This is a genomic window from Salinifilum ghardaiensis (assembly GCF_054491345.1).
This window is the reverse complement of sequence record NZ_CM137101.1, coordinates 2,401,715-2,418,332: the sequence shown is the minus strand read 5'-3', so window position 1 is coordinate 2,418,332 and position 16,618 is coordinate 2,401,715. Positions and strand designations below refer to the sequence as shown.

General features: G+C 72.9%; 12 protein-coding genes. 3 read left to right on the top strand and 9 right to left on the bottom strand.

Going from position 1 to position 16,618, the window contains the following annotated elements; genetic code table 11:
* Nucleotides 1-25: 25 nt before the first annotated feature.
* Complete coding sequence (locus ACVGV0_RS11075) at nt 26-1,555, bottom strand: APC family permease (protein WP_459159775.1); 1,530 nt, start codon at nt 1,553-1,555, stop codon at nt 26-28.
* A gap of 266 nt (nt 1,556-1,821) precedes the next feature.
* On the opposite strand from ACVGV0_RS11075, the gene ACVGV0_RS11070 reads away from it, so the two are divergent.
* Together ACVGV0_RS11070 and ACVGV0_RS11065 are read left to right on the top strand one after the other, a co-directional pair.
* Nucleotides 1,822-2,442 carry a TetR/AcrR family transcriptional regulator gene (locus ACVGV0_RS11070; protein WP_459159774.1) on the top strand — a complete coding sequence of 207 codons (621 nt, stop codon included), beginning with the start codon at nt 1,822-1,824 and terminating at the stop codon, nt 2,440-2,442.
* Nucleotides 2,443-2,804: 362 nt separating this feature from the next.
* Nucleotides 2,805-4,406: a hypothetical protein gene (locus ACVGV0_RS11065; protein WP_459159773.1), complete on the top strand. Its 1,602-nt coding sequence runs from the start codon at nt 2,805-2,807 to the stop codon at nt 4,404-4,406.
* A 133-nt stretch (nt 4,407-4,539) separates the two neighbouring features.
* On the opposite strand, the gene ACVGV0_RS11060 is transcribed toward ACVGV0_RS11065, so the two are convergent.
* Nucleotides 4,540-6,585 (bottom strand): NB-ARC domain-containing protein, encoded by a 2,046-nt coding sequence (locus ACVGV0_RS11060; protein ID WP_459159772.1) that lies wholly within the window; start codon nt 6,583-6,585, stop codon nt 4,540-4,542.
* A gap of 386 nt (nt 6,586-6,971) precedes the next feature.
* Here ACVGV0_RS11060 and ACVGV0_RS11055 point away from each other — a divergent pair, with 386 nt between their 5' ends.
* On the top strand, nt 6,972-8,414 hold the full coding sequence (locus ACVGV0_RS11055) for a YfcC family protein (protein WP_459159771.1): 1,443 nt from the start codon (nt 6,972-6,974) through the stop codon (nt 8,412-8,414).
* 47 nt (nt 8,415-8,461) lie between these two features.
* On the opposite strand, the gene ACVGV0_RS11050 is transcribed toward ACVGV0_RS11055, so the two are convergent.
* The 7 genes from ACVGV0_RS11050 to ACVGV0_RS11020 are packed head-to-tail and all read right to left on the bottom strand — an operon-like array spanning nt 8,462 to nt 16,611.
* A complete protein-coding gene (locus tag ACVGV0_RS11050; protein ID WP_459159770.1) occupies nt 8,462-10,051 on the bottom strand; it encodes an ABC transporter ATP-binding protein in 1,590 nt (529 codons plus the stop codon).
* Nucleotides 10,048-10,860 (bottom strand): ABC transporter permease subunit, encoded by an 813-nt coding sequence (locus ACVGV0_RS11045; RefSeq protein ID WP_459159769.1) that lies wholly within the window; start codon nt 10,858-10,860, stop codon nt 10,048-10,050. Before ACVGV0_RS11045 ends, ACVGV0_RS11050 begins: the two co-directional genes overlap by 4 nt.
* Before the next feature lies 1 nt (nt 10,861).
* A complete protein-coding gene (locus tag ACVGV0_RS11040; protein WP_459159768.1) occupies nt 10,862-11,806 on the bottom strand; it encodes an ABC transporter permease in 945 nt (314 codons plus the stop codon).
* Nucleotides 11,806-13,347: an ABC transporter substrate-binding protein gene (locus ACVGV0_RS11035; RefSeq protein WP_459159767.1), complete on the bottom strand. Its 1,542-nt coding sequence runs from the start codon at nt 13,345-13,347 to the stop codon at nt 11,806-11,808. The genes ACVGV0_RS11040 and ACVGV0_RS11035 overlap by 1 nt, the downstream gene beginning before the upstream one ends.
* Nucleotides 13,348-13,349: 2 nt before the next feature.
* Nucleotides 13,350-14,630: an MFS transporter gene (locus tag ACVGV0_RS11030; RefSeq protein WP_459159766.1), complete on the bottom strand. Its 1,281-nt coding sequence runs from the start codon at nt 14,628-14,630 to the stop codon at nt 13,350-13,352.
* Nucleotides 14,627-15,751 carry a PLP-dependent cysteine synthase family protein gene (locus ACVGV0_RS11025; RefSeq protein WP_459159765.1) on the bottom strand — a complete coding sequence of 375 codons (1,125 nt, stop codon included), beginning with the start codon at nt 15,749-15,751 and terminating at the stop codon, nt 14,627-14,629. The genes ACVGV0_RS11030 and ACVGV0_RS11025 overlap by 4 nt, the downstream gene beginning before the upstream one ends.
* The gene (locus ACVGV0_RS11020; protein ID WP_459159764.1) at nt 15,748-16,611 is read right to left on the bottom strand and encodes a Rossmann-like domain-containing protein; all 864 of its coding nucleotides are present in this window, start codon (nt 16,609-16,611) and stop codon (nt 15,748-15,750) included. The genes ACVGV0_RS11025 and ACVGV0_RS11020 overlap by 4 nt, the downstream gene beginning before the upstream one ends.
* Between the last annotated feature and the right edge of the window lie 7 nt (nt 16,612-16,618).

Sequence of the window (16,618 nt, the reverse complement as noted above, 5' to 3'; positions counted from 1 at the left end):
TGCCCGGAAGGGCCCGGCGAACGGCTCAGGGGCCGGACGAGTCGGGGTCGAACGGGTCGGGGGACGCATCCGCCCTCCCCTCGGAGGTGACCCCGAGGGCGGAGAGGTCGCGGCCGGGGCGACGGGAGAAGTGCAGCGCGCCGGCGATGGCGACGGCCAGGGTGAGCGCGGTGAAGACCCAGTACGTGTCACCCGGTGCGGGCTGGTCCGGCCGCACGTTGCCGTAGACGCCCCAGCCGATGACGCCGATGCCGATCAGCGGCACGCACAGGTGCGGGAGGGGGCGCAGCCGCTCCCCCGGCGCCCGCCACACGTACAGCGGCAGGGCGACGAGCGTGACCAGCACGCTCAGCAGCAGCGGCACGGTGCCCATCCCGGCCTCCCACGCCGAGATGGTGGCCGGACCGGCTTCGGTCAGCAGCAGCGGTAGCAGGATGCTCAGCACGATGAGCCCGGTCCACATCAGCGTCGAGCCGACCGGAACGCCGTTCCGGGAGGCCCGTCCCAGCAGGCGCGGCAGCATCCCGGCCCGGGCGGCGGCGAAGGAGATGCGGGACAGGCCGATGAGCGCGGCGATCAGGCAGGCCACGGAACTGACGGCGCCGATCACGGCGAGAACGGCGTAGGCGGCGGGCAGGTAGTGCTGCGCGAGCTCGAGGAACGGTGCCGTGTTGGCCGGGTCGCCGAACCGGTCGGCTCCGGCTGCCGCGCCCCGCCAGTGCGCGTACGCGGCCAGGCCGGCCCACGTGGACAGTGCGTAGGTCCCGCCGACGATCGCGATGGCGGCCACCACGGTGACGGGAACGACGCGGCGGGGGCGCCGCAGCTCCGCGGACATCGTCGCGGCGTTGTCCCACCCGATCATGCCCGCGACCGCGAGCGGGAAGGTCAGCCCGGTCAGTCCGGCCAGTCCGCCGGGGTCGCCGCCCGCTGAGCGCAGCGGGACGTCGGCGCTGCCGCCGGAGGCGACCAGCAGCGCGAGGGCGAATCCGAGCAGCAGGGCGATCTGGACGGCGGCCAGGGCCAGGGACACGGCGCTGGAGGTGACGATGCCGCGCAGCACGACGGCGGTGGCGAAGGCGACGACGCAGAGCGAGGCCGCCACCCACCAGAGCCCGCCGAGGCCGAGCGAGGCCGTGATCCACTGCCCGGAGAACACGGCCACGGCGCCGACGGTCAGCGGTCCGGACACCAGCGTGGCGTAGAACGTCGCGCTGGACACCCGGAGGCCGAGTCCGGGGTGCACGGCCTCGAAGGAGTGGTAGGCGTAGGCGACGAACGACCCGGGCGAGACGATGCGGCGCGCGAAGGAACCGACCGTCAGCGCCGCGGCCAGCATCCCGAGCGTGGCGAGCAGGAAGGCCCACGGGGCTCGGGTGCCCATGGCTGCCGCGATGGCGGGTGCGGTGAGGAAGACGCCGTTGACCGGCGCCATGTTGGACAGGGTGACGCCGAGAGCCCCCGGGAGACCGACCGCGCCGGCGCGCAGCCCTCCTGGGTCCGCCGTCGCGGCCTCGGGGTCGTGCCTGATCGTGTTCGCGTGCTCTGCGCCCACTGTTCCTCCAGGTGCGGTGGCGTGCGGCAGTGGGATCGGGCACCGGGCCGCGGAACCGTGCGCCCGGCGCACCCCGAAAGCTAATCTGATTAGCTTTCGGTGCCGCGCAAGCTACTACGCCCGGCTCCCGGAAAGGAAGGGGTGCCGCACATCTCCTCCTCGCGAGGCTTCCGCGCTGCACACGCTCGCAACGGAGGGGAGCGGAACAGGATCTAGGATCGACGGCGTCCGCGTCCCGACGACACCCCTCCCGAGGTGGCCCAGGAATGCCCCGCCAGCCGTTGATCTCCCGCGCCGCGGCGGTCACCGAAGCCGTGCACCTCCTGGACGAGCACGGCTCCGGCGCGCTGTCGATGCGCAGCGTCGCGCAGCGACTCGGCGTGCGCAGCCCATCGCTGTACAAGCACTTCCGCGACCTCGACGACCTGCTCGACGCCGTCGCCGAGGGCATCATCGACGGACTGCTCGCCGACCTCCCGCACGAGACGACCTCGTGGCGGCGCGAACTGGACCAGCTCGCCCGCGCCTACTACCGGACCTTCCAGCGGCACCCGCACGCCATCTCCCTGGTGATGGGCCGCCCCCTGCGCAGCACGAGGTCGATCGCCGGGCTCGACGCGCTGCTGCAGATCCTGCTCGACGACGGGTGGAGCACGAGCAACGCGGGACGCGCCCTGCTCCTCGTCGAGTCCTACGCGCTCGGCGCCGCGGTCACAGCGGCCAGTGCGGGGTTCGCCGCCGCGGACGGCGAGTGCGACGAGCACCCCGCGCTGTCCGCGGTGCTGGCGGACTCCCACCCGCACCTGCAGCTCGGCGCGCGGGATTTCGAGCACGGCTTGGCGATGCTGCTCGACGGCATCGCCCGCGACCTCGCCCCGGCGGCGTGACGGCGACCGAGGACACCGCTCCGGCGGGCGCGGCGCGGACACGCCACTCCGGAACCGCGGCCGTTCCCAGAACACCGGAAGAAATCGTGCGCCCCAGAACGGTCAGCCACCCCGGAAACGGAATCCGCGGCGAATGCGCAGAGAGTCCACAACCGCCACCGCGCGGAAAAGCCGCGGATGCGCCACCAATTCGCTGGATCCGAAAATTCCCGTGACGTATCATTGATTGAAATGAGCACCGAGCACCGAGCACCGAGCACCGAGCACCGAGCACCGAGCACCGAGCACCGAGCACCGAGCACCGAGCACCGAGCACCGAGCACCGAGCGTGGCAGACGCTGCCGGCGCAGCGTTCCGTGCTGGTGGTAGCGCGCACGGTCGCGGCGTTGACGCGGCTGCTCGACGTGGTGACGTTGCTGCGCGCTGACACGCGGGTGCAGGTGCGCTTCACCGACGACCCGGACAACCCCGCGCACTTCAGCACCGGGACCCGCGAACTGCTGGAATCACTGGAGGTGGACCTCCTGCCGTGGAATCAGGTGCTCGAGGAGTGCTTCGACCTCGTTCTCACCGCCAGCGAAAACGACCGGATCGAACACGTGCGAGCGCCGGTGCTGCTGTTTCCGCACGGACTCGGATTCCAGAAATACTATCCCGGCTCGGAAACGGTAGCGGGAATGAATCCGCACCGGCTGGTGCACCGGGGAGAGGTGCTTCCGTCGCTGATCGCCCTGTCGCACGGTCAGCAGCGGCGCGAACTCGCAGCGGCGTGCCCAGCGGCGGCCGAGCACTCCGCGGTGCTCGGCGACCCCTGCGTGGACCGGTTGCTGGAGAGCCGGCACCTCGCCGAGGAATACCGCTCCGCGCTCGGGGCGAGCGGGGCGCGACTGGTGGTCCTGGCCTCCACGTGGGGAAGTCATTCCCTGTTCGGCACCGCCCCGTGGCTGGCCGAGCGGTTGCTGGAGGAGTTGCCGCTCGACGAGTACCGCGTGGCGCTCGTCCTGCACCTCGGGGTGTGGTCGGCCCACAGTCCTTGGCAGATCCGCACGTGGCTGGCGCGCGCACGTGCGTGCGGCCTGCGGTTGCTCCCGCCGCAGGAGGGCTGGCGGGCGGCCGTCACAGCTGCCGCGTGCGTCATCTCCGACGAGGGCTCGGTGGCGCTGTACGCCGCTGCCGCGGACAAACCCCTCCTGCTGGCGGGCACGCCGAGCGCGTCCACAGTGCCCGGTACTCCGCTGGCGGCGCTCGCCGCGAAAACACCGTCCTTGGACTTCCACGCACCCCTGCGGGAACAGGTCGACCAGGCGGTGCGCGAGCACGCACCCGGAGAGCACGAGGCGATCGCGAGCAGCGCGGTTGCGCACTCCGGGGAGTCCGCACCGCGGATCAGGAAGGCCCTCTACCGCACGCTGGAGCTGCCGGAACCCGCCGCGGACCCGGTCTTTCCCCCTGTTCCACCGCCCGGCCCCGAGTACTCGACGCCGGCCGTGCTCGTCGCCGGCGGCACCCTGTCAGCAGCGCGGGCGGCCCTCACCCGCCATCCCGCGACCGACGCGGGACGGGCCCCGCACGAGCACCTCGATCACCGGCACCTCGTGGCCGACGTCCACCGCGCCGACCGGCGGCACCTGGAGTCGGCGAGCGTCCTGCTGCTGCGGCTCGAACCGGGCGGCACGGAGCAGTTCGACGGCGTCGCGCGGTCCGCGCTGGCGAGGTGGCCGCACGCCGACACGGCCGCTGCCGCCGTCGACGGCACGACGTGCCTGGTGGCGGTGCGCGGCGGCCCCACCGTGACGATGGCACTGCACGGGCAGGCCCCTGCTCCGGACCCGCTGGTGCTGGCCTCGCTGGTGCACGTGCGGATGCGGCGCGACGGAACCCTCCCGGCACGCGACGAACTGCACCTCGGCGAGCGGGTCCTGCACGTCACGGTTGCTCCCGCGGAAACCGGTTCAACTCCCTGAGGTACACCTCGGCCTTGCCGTGCCCGGCCTGCTGGTACCACTTCGCCAAGGATCCCCACAGCGAGCGGGCGCGCGCGTAGTCCCCCCGCAGGCACGCGATCCTGGCTTCGATGTCCTGCCACTCCGCTTCGTACTACGTGGCGGCACCGTCCGGCACCAGGGCGCGGGACTCGTGCACCGCGGCTTGAGCGCGTTCCGGGTCCTGTTGGACCACATGGGCCTTCGCCCGCACGGTGTGCACGCGGGACAGGTTCCGCGGTTCCAAGCGGTGCGCCGCCTCGGCCTGTTCCAGCAGCCGCAGCGCCCCGGCGGGCCGAGCGCTCTTCACCTCGACGTTGGCCAGCATCCGCAGGTGCAGCGCGAGCGCGCGTGGCGGACCGCAACGCCGGTCGAGTTCCACCGCGGCCGAGAAGGCCTCCCGCGCCGGGGTGTAGTCGTAGTGGCCCGCCGCTTCGGCCCACTCCTCGTACAGGCGCGCGCGGAACTCCAGCACCGAGGCCTCGACATCACCTCTGCCCAGGCCCGCGAGCAGCCCCGCGGCTTCGTTCAGTTCGGTCTCGGCCCGCGGGAAGTCGTGCAGCTGGGTGGAGATGCGACCGAGCATCGCGTGTCCCCGCGCCTGCCACGCCGGTTCGCCGAGCGCCTCCGCGCTGGCGATACCGCAACGGGTGACCCGCTCGCACGTGCGGTGGTGGCCGCGCCGCAGCAGCACGAGCTCGAAGGCCCCGCTGATCCGGCACACGTCCTCGTGCAGACCTCGCTCGTGGGCCAGCTCAGCGAGTTCGGCCAGCACGTGCCGCTCGTCCGCCAACCACGCGACGGCTTCAGCCTGGCTCGCCGTCCACGGCGCGCACTCCGGCTTCCGGTACGCGCGCTGCCGCTGGTCGTCCTCCAACGCGTGGTCGGCGGCCACAGCGGTGTCCACGTAGTACCGGAGCACGCGGGCCACGGCGCTTTCGCGGTCCACCTCGAGGTCCGCGCGCTGCCGCAGGTAGACGCGCGTCAGGTACGGCAGGCGGTAGCGGCCCGGCGCGCCGGGGGCGAGGACCCCGGCGTCCTGGGCGAGGTCCAGCACCGGCCTGGCCGGGGCGCCGAGCCAGAGCGCGGCGCTGTCGACGGTGAAGTCGGAACCCGGATGCTCGGCCAGCAACCGGCACTGCCGCACGAAATCCTCGGGCAGTTCCGCGAAAGTCGCGTCGAGGCAGAACCGGACCAGCTCCGCGCCGCGCCGCACCCCGCTGCCGGACAGCTCCTCGAGCAGCTCCGCCACCGGCTGCCGTTCGTACCGGCGCCGCTGCAGGACGGTGCCGACCCGCTCGACAGCGTACGGCACGTAGTCCGTCACCTCGAGCAGCCGCGCGGTCGCCGCCGGCTCGGCCTCGAGCTTCTCCCTGCCGCACTTGCTGGCCAGCAGCTCCCAGGCGCCCTCCTCCTCCAGCCCGAGGAGCTCCCGACACCGCTCCGCGGGATACCGCAGCCGGAACTCCTCGGCGAGGAACCGCGTCGCGGCCAGGGTCAGGGTGTGTCCGGAGTCCGCAGGCAGCACCGCGTCGAGCTCGGCGGTGCCGAGCACGTTGTCGCACACCAGCAGCAGGCAGCGGCGCGCCGTCACCCTGCGGTACTGCTGGTCCAGCGCGGCCGGGGCTGTTTCGAGCACCTGCACGCCGAGCTGGCTGAGCACCTCGCGCTGCACCGCCGAGACGGCGAGGGCGTCCCCGTCGCGGTGTTCGTCGAAGTCGACGTAGGCGTCGTCGCCGAACCGGCCGTGCAGGTCCTCGGCGAGCTGCCGCACCAGGCTGGTCTTGCCGATGCCGTGCTGCCCGGAGAACACCAGCACCCCGTGCAGCGGCGTCTCCGCGACGGCGCCCCGCACTCCGTCGCGGTCGAAGAACGGGACCGAGCGGTCCCGCGAGAGCGTCATCCCCCGCGCCGGGTTGGCGGCGATGTGCGCCTCGACCAGCTCACGCGCCCCCTCGGGATCGTCCCGTGAGTATTCCTCCAGCAGCCGGGCCAACTCGTCCGGGTCGGCGAGCACGTCCTCGTCGCTCACCCCGCGTGAGCGCAATTTCTGCCACACCGACTGCGCGAGCGACCCCGCCGCGGACAACGCCACCGAGGTCCCCGCACTGGCCATGTCGCCCGCGACGGTGCCTGCGAGCTGCTCGAAGGTCTGGTCCACGCTGCACTCCCCTCATGATCATCCACATGCTAGGGCAGCACGAGCGCGGGACGAAACCCGCACCGGCGGACACGGTGCGTGATGAACTGCGGTTCCGCGCGCCGGGCGCCACCGGAGCGACCGTCCCCTGTACACGGAAACGGCTCCACGAGGGAGGGCCGCTCCGTGCAGAATGGACGACTTCCAATCTGTCCTCAACAACTTGTTGAGAGGCCTGGTGGCGGCCCCGCAGGGGGCGAATGATGAATATTTGTCGAATATGCCTGCTTGACTGCGCAACCGGCCGGGCCCAGACTTCGGTCTGAACTGCGGAACCCGCCTTCCGCATCGTGGATTCTTTGCAGGCGAGTCGGTCGCCGGACCCCTGCCCGAAGGAAGGGACAGCCGTGCACGAGGGAAGCGAGACCGCGGCCGCCGCGCCGCGGAAGGCGAAGAAGTCGTTCCGGATGCCGCACATCTACGTCATCCTCTTCGCCTTCAGCGCACTCGCCGCCATCACCACCCACTTCGTCCCCGCCGGGCACTACGACCGGGTTCCGGGTCCCGACGGGAAGACCGCCATCGACCCCGATTCCTTCCGCCTCATCGAGTCGGACCCGGTGGGGCTGGTCGGGTTCATGACGGCCGTCCCCAACGGATTCATCGCGGCCGCCGAAGTCGTGTTCTTCACCTTCATCATCGGCGGCATGTTCATGGTGATCCGCGAAACCGGGATCATCGAAACCGCCGTGGACAAGCTGACCCGCCGTTTCGCCGAGCGGCGCGTCCTCGTCATCCCGGTGCTCATGGTGCTGTTCGCCGTCGTCGCCAGCCTCATCGGAACCCAGGAACTGGCACTGGTGTACGTGCCGGTCATCCTGCCGCTGATGATCGCGCTGGGGTTCGACTCGATGACCGCCGCCGCCGTGGCGCTGTGCGCGACCTCCGCGGGGTTCACAGCGGGGGTGCTGAACCCGATCAACACCGGCCTGGGGCAGAAGATCGCCGGTGTTCCGGTGTTCTCCGGCATCCCGCTGCGGCTGATCGTCCTGGTCCTGCTCCTCGGCACCGCCATCGCCCACGTCATGCGCTACGCGTCGAAGGTCCGGGCCTCCCCCGAGCGGAGCCTGGTGCACGGAGAGGCCGAGGAAACCGAGAAGCAACGCCTCTACCAGCACTCCCTGACCGAAAGCGCACGGACCTTCAGCCCGCGGCAGAAGGCGGCGGGCCTGGCCGCGCTCGCCCTGTTCGGCGTGCTCGTGTGGGGCGTGCTCGCCCGGGGCTGGTTCATGGTCGAGATGTCCGGGCTGTTCATCATCATCGGCATCGCGGCCGGTGTGATCGCGGGTCTGACCGCGACCCAGATCTGCGAGGCCTTCAACAAGGGCCTCAACCAGGTGCTGGTCGGCGCGATGATCGTGGGCGTGGCCCGCGCCGTCGCCGTCGTGCTCGAAGAAGGCCGGATCATGGACACGCTCGTGCACGGCCTGGGCGAGCTGGTGGGCGGTTTCCCCGGCGTCCTCTCGGCCGTCGGCATGTTCCTCGCGCAACTCGGGTTCAACTTCCTCGTGCCCTCCGGCAGCGGCCAAGCACTGGTCACCATGCCCATCATGGCGCCGCTGTCCGATGTGCTCGATGTGACTCGCCAAACCGCCGTGCTCGCCTACCAGCTCGGCGACGGGCTCGGCAACATCCTCTACCCGACGTCGGGCTACTTCATGGCCGCGCTCGCCCTGGCCGGAGTCCGGTGGGACAAGTGGGTCCGCTTCTTCCTCCCGCTGTTCGCGATGTGGATCCTCATCGCCGCGGGATTCACCATCTACGCCCAGGCGACCCTCTGGAGCGGGTGAGGCGGTGAGAGCTCGTCGCCGCGGACCGCGCTGCGAGCGGGCGGTCCTCACCTGGCGGCTCCCGCGTTCCGGGAGGCGGCCGCGACCAGCTCCACCGCTGCCGCGGACCGCGGACGCGCCAGCAGCGCCCCCGTCGCCGCGGTCTCGACGCACCTGCCGTGCTCGAGGACGTGCACCTCCTCGGCGATGCTCGACAGCGCCGCGAAGTCGTGGCTGATCACGACCAGGCTCGTGCCCGTGGAGGCCGCCGTCCGCGCGAGGACGTCGAGCAGCTCCGCCCGGGTGACCGCGTCGAGCGATGCGGTGATCTCGTCGCAGACGAGGACGTCCGGGTGGGCCAGCAGCGACCGGGCCAGGGCCGCGCGCCGCAGCTGCCCGCCGGACAGCCCGTCCGGCCGTCGCTCGACGTGGGGCGCGTGCAGCCCCAGCGAGGCGAGCATCGCCAGCGCTGCTCGACGGGACTCGTCCGCGGAGAACCGCAGCAGCAGACGCGCCGTCCTGGCGACCTGGTCGAGCACCGGGCGGTGCTCGTCGAAGGACGAACGCGCGTCCTGGTGCACGTACTGGACCCTCCGCCGCTGGTCCGCGGTGCGTCGCCGCGCCGCGGCGGGCAGCGGAGAGCCGTGCAGGCGGAGCCGGCCGGCGTCCGCGGAGGTCAGCCCCGCCAGACACCGCCCCAGGGTGCTCTTGCCCGCTCCCGAGGGCCCCGCGATCGCGACGTGCCGGCCGCGCTGCACGGAGAGATCCACCTCCGCCAGCACCCGGGTCCCGCCTCGCGACGTCTTCCCGAGTCCCTCCGCGGTGAGCACCGGCACCTCCGCCTGGTCCGCCGCGGGGACCTCCCGCGGAGCGCCCGCCGCGGAGGGTTCCGGCAAGCGCGGTTCCGCGGCCAGCAGAGCACGGCTGTGCTCGTGCTCCGGGGCGCGGAGCAGGCGCGCTGCCGGACCGTGCTCGACCGCGCGTCCGCGCTGCAGCACCAGCACCTCGTGCGCCAGTTCCCGCGCGAGGCCCAGCTCGTGGGTGAGCACCACCAGTGCCGTGCCGCCAGCGGCGAGAGCGGCGAGCGCGTCGGCCGTGCGCGCCTTCGCCGCCGTGTCCAGACCGGTGGTGGGTTCGTCGAGGACGACGACCTCGGGATCGGTGATCAGCACCTGGGCGAGCGCCGCCCGCTGCTGCTGCCCCCCGGAGAGCTGGTGCGGGTAGCGGCGGAGCACCTGCTCCCCGGCCGGCAACCGCGCCGCCTGCAGCGCCTGCTGGATCGCCTCCTGCCGCGCCGCGCGCTGCCGGTGCCGGAGAGCGGCCAGCTCCGCCAGCACCTTCCCCACGCGGCGGGCCGGATTGAGCGTGGCGGCGGGGTGCTGCGGCAGGTAGCCGAGGACGCCTGCGCGGGCCGCGCGGCGCGCGGACGTGGCGATTCCGAGCAGCTCGGTCCCGCGCAGGCGGGCGCTCCCCGCCAGGGCGGTACCGCGCGGCGGCTCCCCCTGCAGGGCGAGGCCGAGCGTGGTCTTGCCGCTCCCCGACTCGCCGAGCACGACGAGGACCCGCCCCGCGCGCACGTCGAGGTCGACGCCGTCGAGGAGCCGGTGCGACCCGGCGCTGGCGCTGAGGTCGCGCGCCGCGAGCACCGGTGCGCTCATGCCGTCACCACCTCCCTGCTCGCCAGGACGCGGTCGACGACGAGGTTGAGGCCCGTGCACAGGGACACCAGCAGGGCCGCCGGGACCACGACCGCCAGCGGCTGCAGGAACAGCGCCTCCCGGTTGCGCTCGACGAGCACCGCCCAGTCGCTGGCCGCCGACGTCATCCCGATGCCGAGGAAGTTGGCCGAGGCGATCAGGTAGAGCACCGCGCTCAGGCGGCTGCCCGCATCCACCGCGACCGGACCGAGCACCGAGCGCCCCACGTATCCGATGTGGACCCGCCACCACGGTTCGCCCTGCATGCTCATGGCCTCCACGGCGGTGCGGCACCCCGGTGCGAGCGCGGCGCTGCGCACCAAGCGCACGACCCCCGGCAGCTGCAGCACCGCCACGGCGACCACGACGGCCGCCGCTCCGCTCGTCCCACCCGCGGCCAGCACCAGCAGAACCAGGAGCCCGGGCAGCGCGAGCAGCAGGTCCAGCAGGCGCAGCACGGCCTCGTCGAGCCAACGACTCCCCCAGCCCGCTGCGACGAGGGCCAGCGGCGCTCCGACGGCGTAGGACAGCAGCAGGGCCAGCCCGGCGAGGCTCAGCACGGAGATTCCCCCGGTCAGCGCCAGGGCGAGCACGTCGCGCCCGAGAACATCCGTGCCGAGCGGGTGAGCGGTGCTCGGGGGGAGCAAGGGGTGCGCGGCGGAGCCGGTGGGCCCGGCCACCAGCGGCCCCGCGGAGGCCGCGGCGAGCGGCACCGCCAGCAGGATCCGCCCGAGCACGCCTGCGATGCCGGGCCTGGGTGGGCGCCGCACGTCACAACACCTCCCGTTGCGGCACCAGCCGGTGCGCGGCGAGATCGGCGAGCAGGTTGACGAGCACCGTCGTCAGGGCGAAGACCAGGGCGTAACCCTGCACGGCGGGCAGGTCCCGCGCCCGGACGGCCTCGAGGAATCCGGACCCCATGCCCGGCAGGGCGAACAGCGCCTCGACGACGACCACCCCGCCGAGGAGCCCGTCGACGGTGCGGGCGAGCTGCTGGACCGCGGGGACGAGCGCGTTCGGCAGCACGTGCCCGAGCACCACCCTCCGCTCGGGCAGGCCCAGCAGGCGCGCGTGGACCGCGTACTCGGCGCGCGAGCACTCGGCGACGCCGATGCGCACCTGCCGCGACAGCGCGCAGAGGTGCTTGGCCGCCAGGACCGCCACCGGCAGCACCAGCACGGCCGGATCGGACAGCAGCGACCACCCGGACAGCCCGGCCGCCGTCGCGGGCAACCATCCCCACCGGACCGCCAGCAGCCCGACCAGCACGAGCCCGAGCGCGAACTCCGGCACGGAGGTCAGCAGCACCGTCGCGGAGTTCAGCGCGCGGTCCGCGCGCGAACCCTCCCGCAGTCCGCTGCGGACTCCGATCACCAGCGCGAGCGGAAGCACGATCACCAGTGCCGGGATCGCCAGCAGCGCGGTGGTGGCGGCGTCGCGGGCGAGCTGCTCAGCCACCGGTGTTCCGGTCAGCAGCGACGTTCCGAGGTCCCCGCGCAGCAGCGCGCCGATCCAGTGCAGGAACCGGACGGGCGGCGGGCGGTCCAGGCCGAGCTGTGCGCGCAGCGCGGCCACCTGCTCCGCGTCGGCGTGCTCGTCGAGGATCACCGCGGCGGTGTCCCCGGGCAGCAGGGAGGTCAGCGCGAAGACCACGACCAGCACCGCGAGCGTCTGCGCACCGGCGGTGAGCAGGCGCCCGGTCACGTACCCGGGCATCAGCTCAGGTGCGCCCGGTCGAAGCGCGCCCAGTCCAGGGAGTTCGGCGGAGCGGCGCGCATCCCGCGCAGCGCGCTGGAGACGCCGACGTTGTAGTCGCTGAACCCCCAGACCAGCATTCCGCTGTCGTCGCGGGCCCGCCGCTGCGCTTCGTCGAGCAGGCGGGCGCGCTCGGCCTCGTCGGCCGTGCGCAGCGCGCGCCGGAACACCGCGTCGAACTCCGGGGAGGCGTAGCCGGTGTAGCTGCTCTCCGTGCCGCCGCTGAGCACGCGCTCCGCCAGGTAGGTCACGATCGGCAGCGCGGCGGTGCGGACGTGGGCCGCCACGCCGTGCTCGGTGATCTCGGAGTAGTACGCCTCCGCGGACCGCTGCCGGGGCGCGGCCTCGACGCCGATCCCTCCGAGCTGCTCGGAGATCAGCGTCGCCGCGCGCTGGAAGTACGGGTCGGCCGTGCTCGTGTCGAGCGGGAACGCCGGATTCCGCATCCCGGCCGCGCGCAGCAGCGCGCGGGCGCGCTGCGGGTCGTGGTGGCGCTGCCGGAGGCCCTGCGGGTAGTACTGCAGTCCTCTGCCGAAGAGGTCGTCGCCCAGCTCGCCCCGTCCGCTCAGGACGGTCTCGACCAGCTGCCGCCGGTCCACGCCCAGCTGGATCGCCCGCACGAGGCGGCGGTCGGAGAACGGGGGTCGGTCGACCTTGAGGGACACGGCCTGCATCGTGGCACCGGGTGCGGCGAGGACACCGGTGCGCCGGTCCCGTTCCAGCAGGGTCGCCGAGTTCGCGGTGACGTCGGGGGCGTAGTGGATCTGGCCGGACAGCAGGGCGTTGACGCGGGCGCTCTCCTCGTCGAGGGAGACGAACTCCAGCTCGGCCGGTGCGGGTTCGCCCGTCCAGTGCCCGCTGAAGGCGGTGAGCACCGCCGAGGAGTTCGGCTCGAAGGAGCGCAGGCGGAACGGTCCGGAGCCGATCGGTGCGGAGAAGTCGGTGCTCCCCTCCGGCACGATCTCGGCCGCCGGCCCGCCCCAGGCGACGGGGAACTCGAAGTTCGGTTCGTGCAGCACCAGTTCGAGCTCGCGCTGCGAGGAAGCCCGGCTCGCGGTGAAATCCACGCCGCGGAATCCCGAACGGGCCGGTGATGCGGTGGCGGGATCGGCGATGCGGCGGTAGCTGTAGAGCACATCGGCGGCGGTGACCGGCCGGCCGTCGTGGAAGCGGGCGCGGCGCAGCCGGACCCGCCACCGGCGGCCGGTGGCGTCCGGCTCCCACGACTCGGCGAGCCGCGGCACGAGGCGCATGTCGTCGTCGTAGCCGACGAGCCGATCGAACAGGGCCTTCGCGCGGGCCTGGTCGACGAACATCGAGCTGGTGTGGGGGTCGAGGGACTCGGTCGCCCCGGCCGTGGGGAATCCGACGCGGATGCGCTCCCCCGCCCCGCCCGGACCGCCGGGGCCGCAGCCGGCGAGCGGGGCTGCCGCGGCGGCCCCCAACGCCGTGGTCAGCAGGCGCCGTCGGTTCCACGGCCCGCCGTTGCCGTGCGCGGCCATGATCACGTGCTCCTTCCGGTCGGTGCGGCGGACTGCTCGGGCTCGTCCGCGGTGAGCAGTCCCCGGCGGTGCATGCGCGCTGCCCCGGCCGAACCGGCCAGACCGACCAGCAGCAGCGCTGCCCAGGGACCCCATCCGAGGTGCGTTCCCCGGGCGCCGTCCAGCAGCGTGCCGCTCACCCAGCTCACCCCGGCGGCGATCAGGCTGGAGACGAGGTAGTAGAAGCCGTAGTAGGTCCCCGCCAGGCGCTGGCTGCCCACGACGGGGAGCAGCTCCATCGCGAAGGGGTTGGTCACGGCCATGCCCACCGTGAACACGACCGTGGTCAGCAGCAGTGGCAGGCACGCCACCACCGTCGTGAGGCCGGGTGCGGTGGGCTGCTGCGTCGGCAGCAGCGGGCTGCTGATCATCAGCGGCACGAACGACAGGCCCATGGCGGCCAGCCCCAGCACCACGCACCTGCCGGGGCTGAACCTCCGGCGGCACCAGTCGGTGATGCGCACCTGCCCGAACACGCCGATCACCGTGGACACGGCGAACACGCCGGCCGTCGCACCGGCGAACCCGGACACGCGCTGCGCCTCCAGCGGCAGGGCGAGGTAGAGCTGGTTGTACAGCCCGAAGTAGGCCGACAGCGCCAGGGTGAACGCGACGAAGCGCCGATTGGCCACCACCTCGCGCCAGCTGCCGAGCACGCTCGTGCGCTGCGCTTCGATCGGCCGGGCGGGCAGGACGAACCACTGCAGGACCGTCAGCACCGCGAACACCGCGCAGGCCAGCAGTGCGACGGCGCGGAAATCGGTCGCCAGCAGCGCGGCTCCGAGCAGGGGACCCGCGAACGTCCCGGCGTGGCCGAAGACGTTGAACACCGCGAAGGCCTCGGCACGCCGATCGCCGGCCTCGTGCATCAGGTAGGTCCGCACGGCGGGGTTGAACAGGGCCCCGGCCAGCCCGGTGAGCACCGTGGCGAGGACCAGCCCCGGCAGGGAGGTCAGCACGCCGAACAACCCGAACGACAGCACGCGCAGCGCACAGCCCGCGATGATCATCGGGCGGCAGCCCAACCGGTCAGCAGCGGTTCCACCGAGCAGGAACATGCCCTGCTGGCTCAGGTTCCGCACCCCCAGCACCACACCGACCAGCGCGGCACCGTATCCGAGGTCGTCGGTCATGTAGGAGGCGAGGAAGGGCAGCAGCATGTAGAAGCCCAGGGTGATCCCGAACTGGTTGATCACCAGCAGCCTCGCCGGCCACGACAGCATCCGGAATCCGCTTGTTCTCACGAGTTCTCGTCCTCTTCGCACACGTCGCAGCGCTCGCGCGCCGAGCTCCGCCGGGGGCAGGGGTCGGTGATGGTGCCGCACCTGCTCCACCCCAGCGGTGCGGCGGCGGCCGGGTCGTCGACCTCGACCGGCTCCGCGGCGCTGTGCCCGTCCAATCCGTTGCGCTCGCGGAAATCGTCGTCGTAGATCGTGTCCCAGTAGCGGTGGGGACCGTCGGGGAAGACCGCGACCACCTCGTGCAGGCCGGCCTGCTGCGCGCACCAGGCCGCGACCGTGGCGGCGGCGCCGGTGCTCCACCCGCCCGTGGCGAAGGCGTGCCCGGCCAGCCTGCGGCACGTGTCGACGGCCTGCGCCGCGCCCACCCAGTGGACCTCGTCGAAGGCGCGGTAGTCGACGCTGCCCGGGTGGATGCTGCTGCCCAAGCCCCGCATCAGCCGCTCTCCGGCGGGATGGCCGAACACGGTCGAGGCCGGCGCGTCCACGCCCACGATCCGCACCTCGGGCCGGTGCTCGCGCAGCACCGCGGCGATGCCGGCGCTGTGCCCACCGGTGCCGACGCTGCACACCACGGCGTCCAACCGGTCGAACTGGTCCACGAGCTCCAGTCCCAGCCCCCGGTAACCGGCGGGGTTGTCCGGGTTGTTGTACTGGTCCGGCCAGTACGCGCCGGGAAGCGAGTCCACCAGTTCGCGGACCCGGTCGCGCCGCGCCCGCTGCCAGCCACCCCGCGGGTGGGGTTGGCGCACGACCTCCACGCGCGCGCCGTGCGCCCGCAGCAGCGCGCGCGTCATCCCGTCGAGCTCGTCATCGGCGACGATGACCAGCGGGTGCCCCAGGGCCGCGCAGACGTAGGCCAGTCCCACGGCCAGGGTCCCGCTGCTGGATTCCACGACCGGTGCTCCGGGCAGCAGCTCGCCCCGGTGGCGCGCTCCGTCCAGCATCGACAACGCCGCTCGGGCCTTCATGGTCCCGGGAGCGAGTCCTTCCAACTTGGCCCAGAACCCCGGGTGCCGGCGCGGCAGCGGAGTGTCCACACGCACCGCGGGGGTGTTCCCGATCAGGTCCAGCAGGGAGAGGCACTTGGCGCCGCCGGTCTTCGCGCCCGCGTGCGTCAGCGTCACGGCCGACCACCGCCCGCGGCCGAGTAGAGGTGGATCTCGGTGGCATCGCCGGTGAGCCAGAAGAAGGGGTACGGCTCCGCCGACAGGGCGTCGACGCCGGAACCGAGCAGTTCCCGCGCGACCGCGCTGCCGGTCTGCGCGAACATCGTCAGGGCGAGACCGCGGTCGCGGCACAGCCCGGCGATCTCGTTGAAGGTGTCGTTGCCGAGCACCATCCCGGAGGCGAGGACCGCCCGGGCTCGGCCGATCGCCTGCCGGTGGCACTGCAGCACCGGTTCGTCCCACTCGGTTCGCCCGCCCCTGAGGTCGCAGGCGACGTAGTCGACACCGCGCTCGCGCAGCGCCGACAGCAGCGAGTTGACCACGCCGATCACGGCGACGCGCCCGCCCGCGGGCACGTGCACGAGCTCCGCGACCGCCCGGGCCCGGGCGGTGGACTTCTCCAGCGAACCTCCCGGGGGCAGCCGCACCGTCCTCCTCCGCGGGTCGCTGATGTGCGGTCGCACGCAGGTGAGGTACGCGTCGAGCGCGGCCACCCGCACGGCGGGTTCGGGGTGGGACAGCAGGGCGTCGACGCGGCAGCCGACGATCTCCTGCACCTCCCGCTCCCCGAGCTCACCGGGTTCCACGGCGCACGAGCCCACGGCATCGTGCACGCGGATGCTGAGCACCGTGTTGACGTAGCTGCTCCTCCTGCCGGAGTGCTGCGAGCCCTGCACGGTCAGGAACGCGACCGAGGCGCTGAAGGACTGCGGGAGGTCGTCGCGGTCCCGCGCGAACTGCCCGCCCAGCGCGCGCTGCGCCAGCAGGTCCGGCGAGGTTCCGTTGCGTCCGGCCGGGGCCGAAGCGGTCGAAAGCACAGTCGTC

Excerpts from the sequence above, each read along its gene's own strand:
- ACVGV0_RS11070 (WP_459159774.1), top strand. The coding sequence starts at position 1,822 with ATGCCCCGCCAGCCGTTGATCTCCCGCGCCGCGGCGGTCACCGAAGCC.
- ACVGV0_RS11050 (WP_459159770.1), bottom strand. The coding sequence starts at position 10,051 with ATGAGCGCACCGGTGCTCGCGGCGCGCGACCTCAGCGCCAGCGCCGGG.
- ACVGV0_RS11040 (WP_459159768.1), bottom strand. The coding sequence starts at position 11,806 with ATGCCCGGGTACGTGACCGGGCGCCTGCTCACCGCCGGTGCGCAGACG.
- ACVGV0_RS11035 (WP_459159767.1), bottom strand. The coding sequence starts at position 13,347 with ATGGCCGCGCACGGCAACGGCGGGCCGTGGAACCGACGGCGCCTGCTG.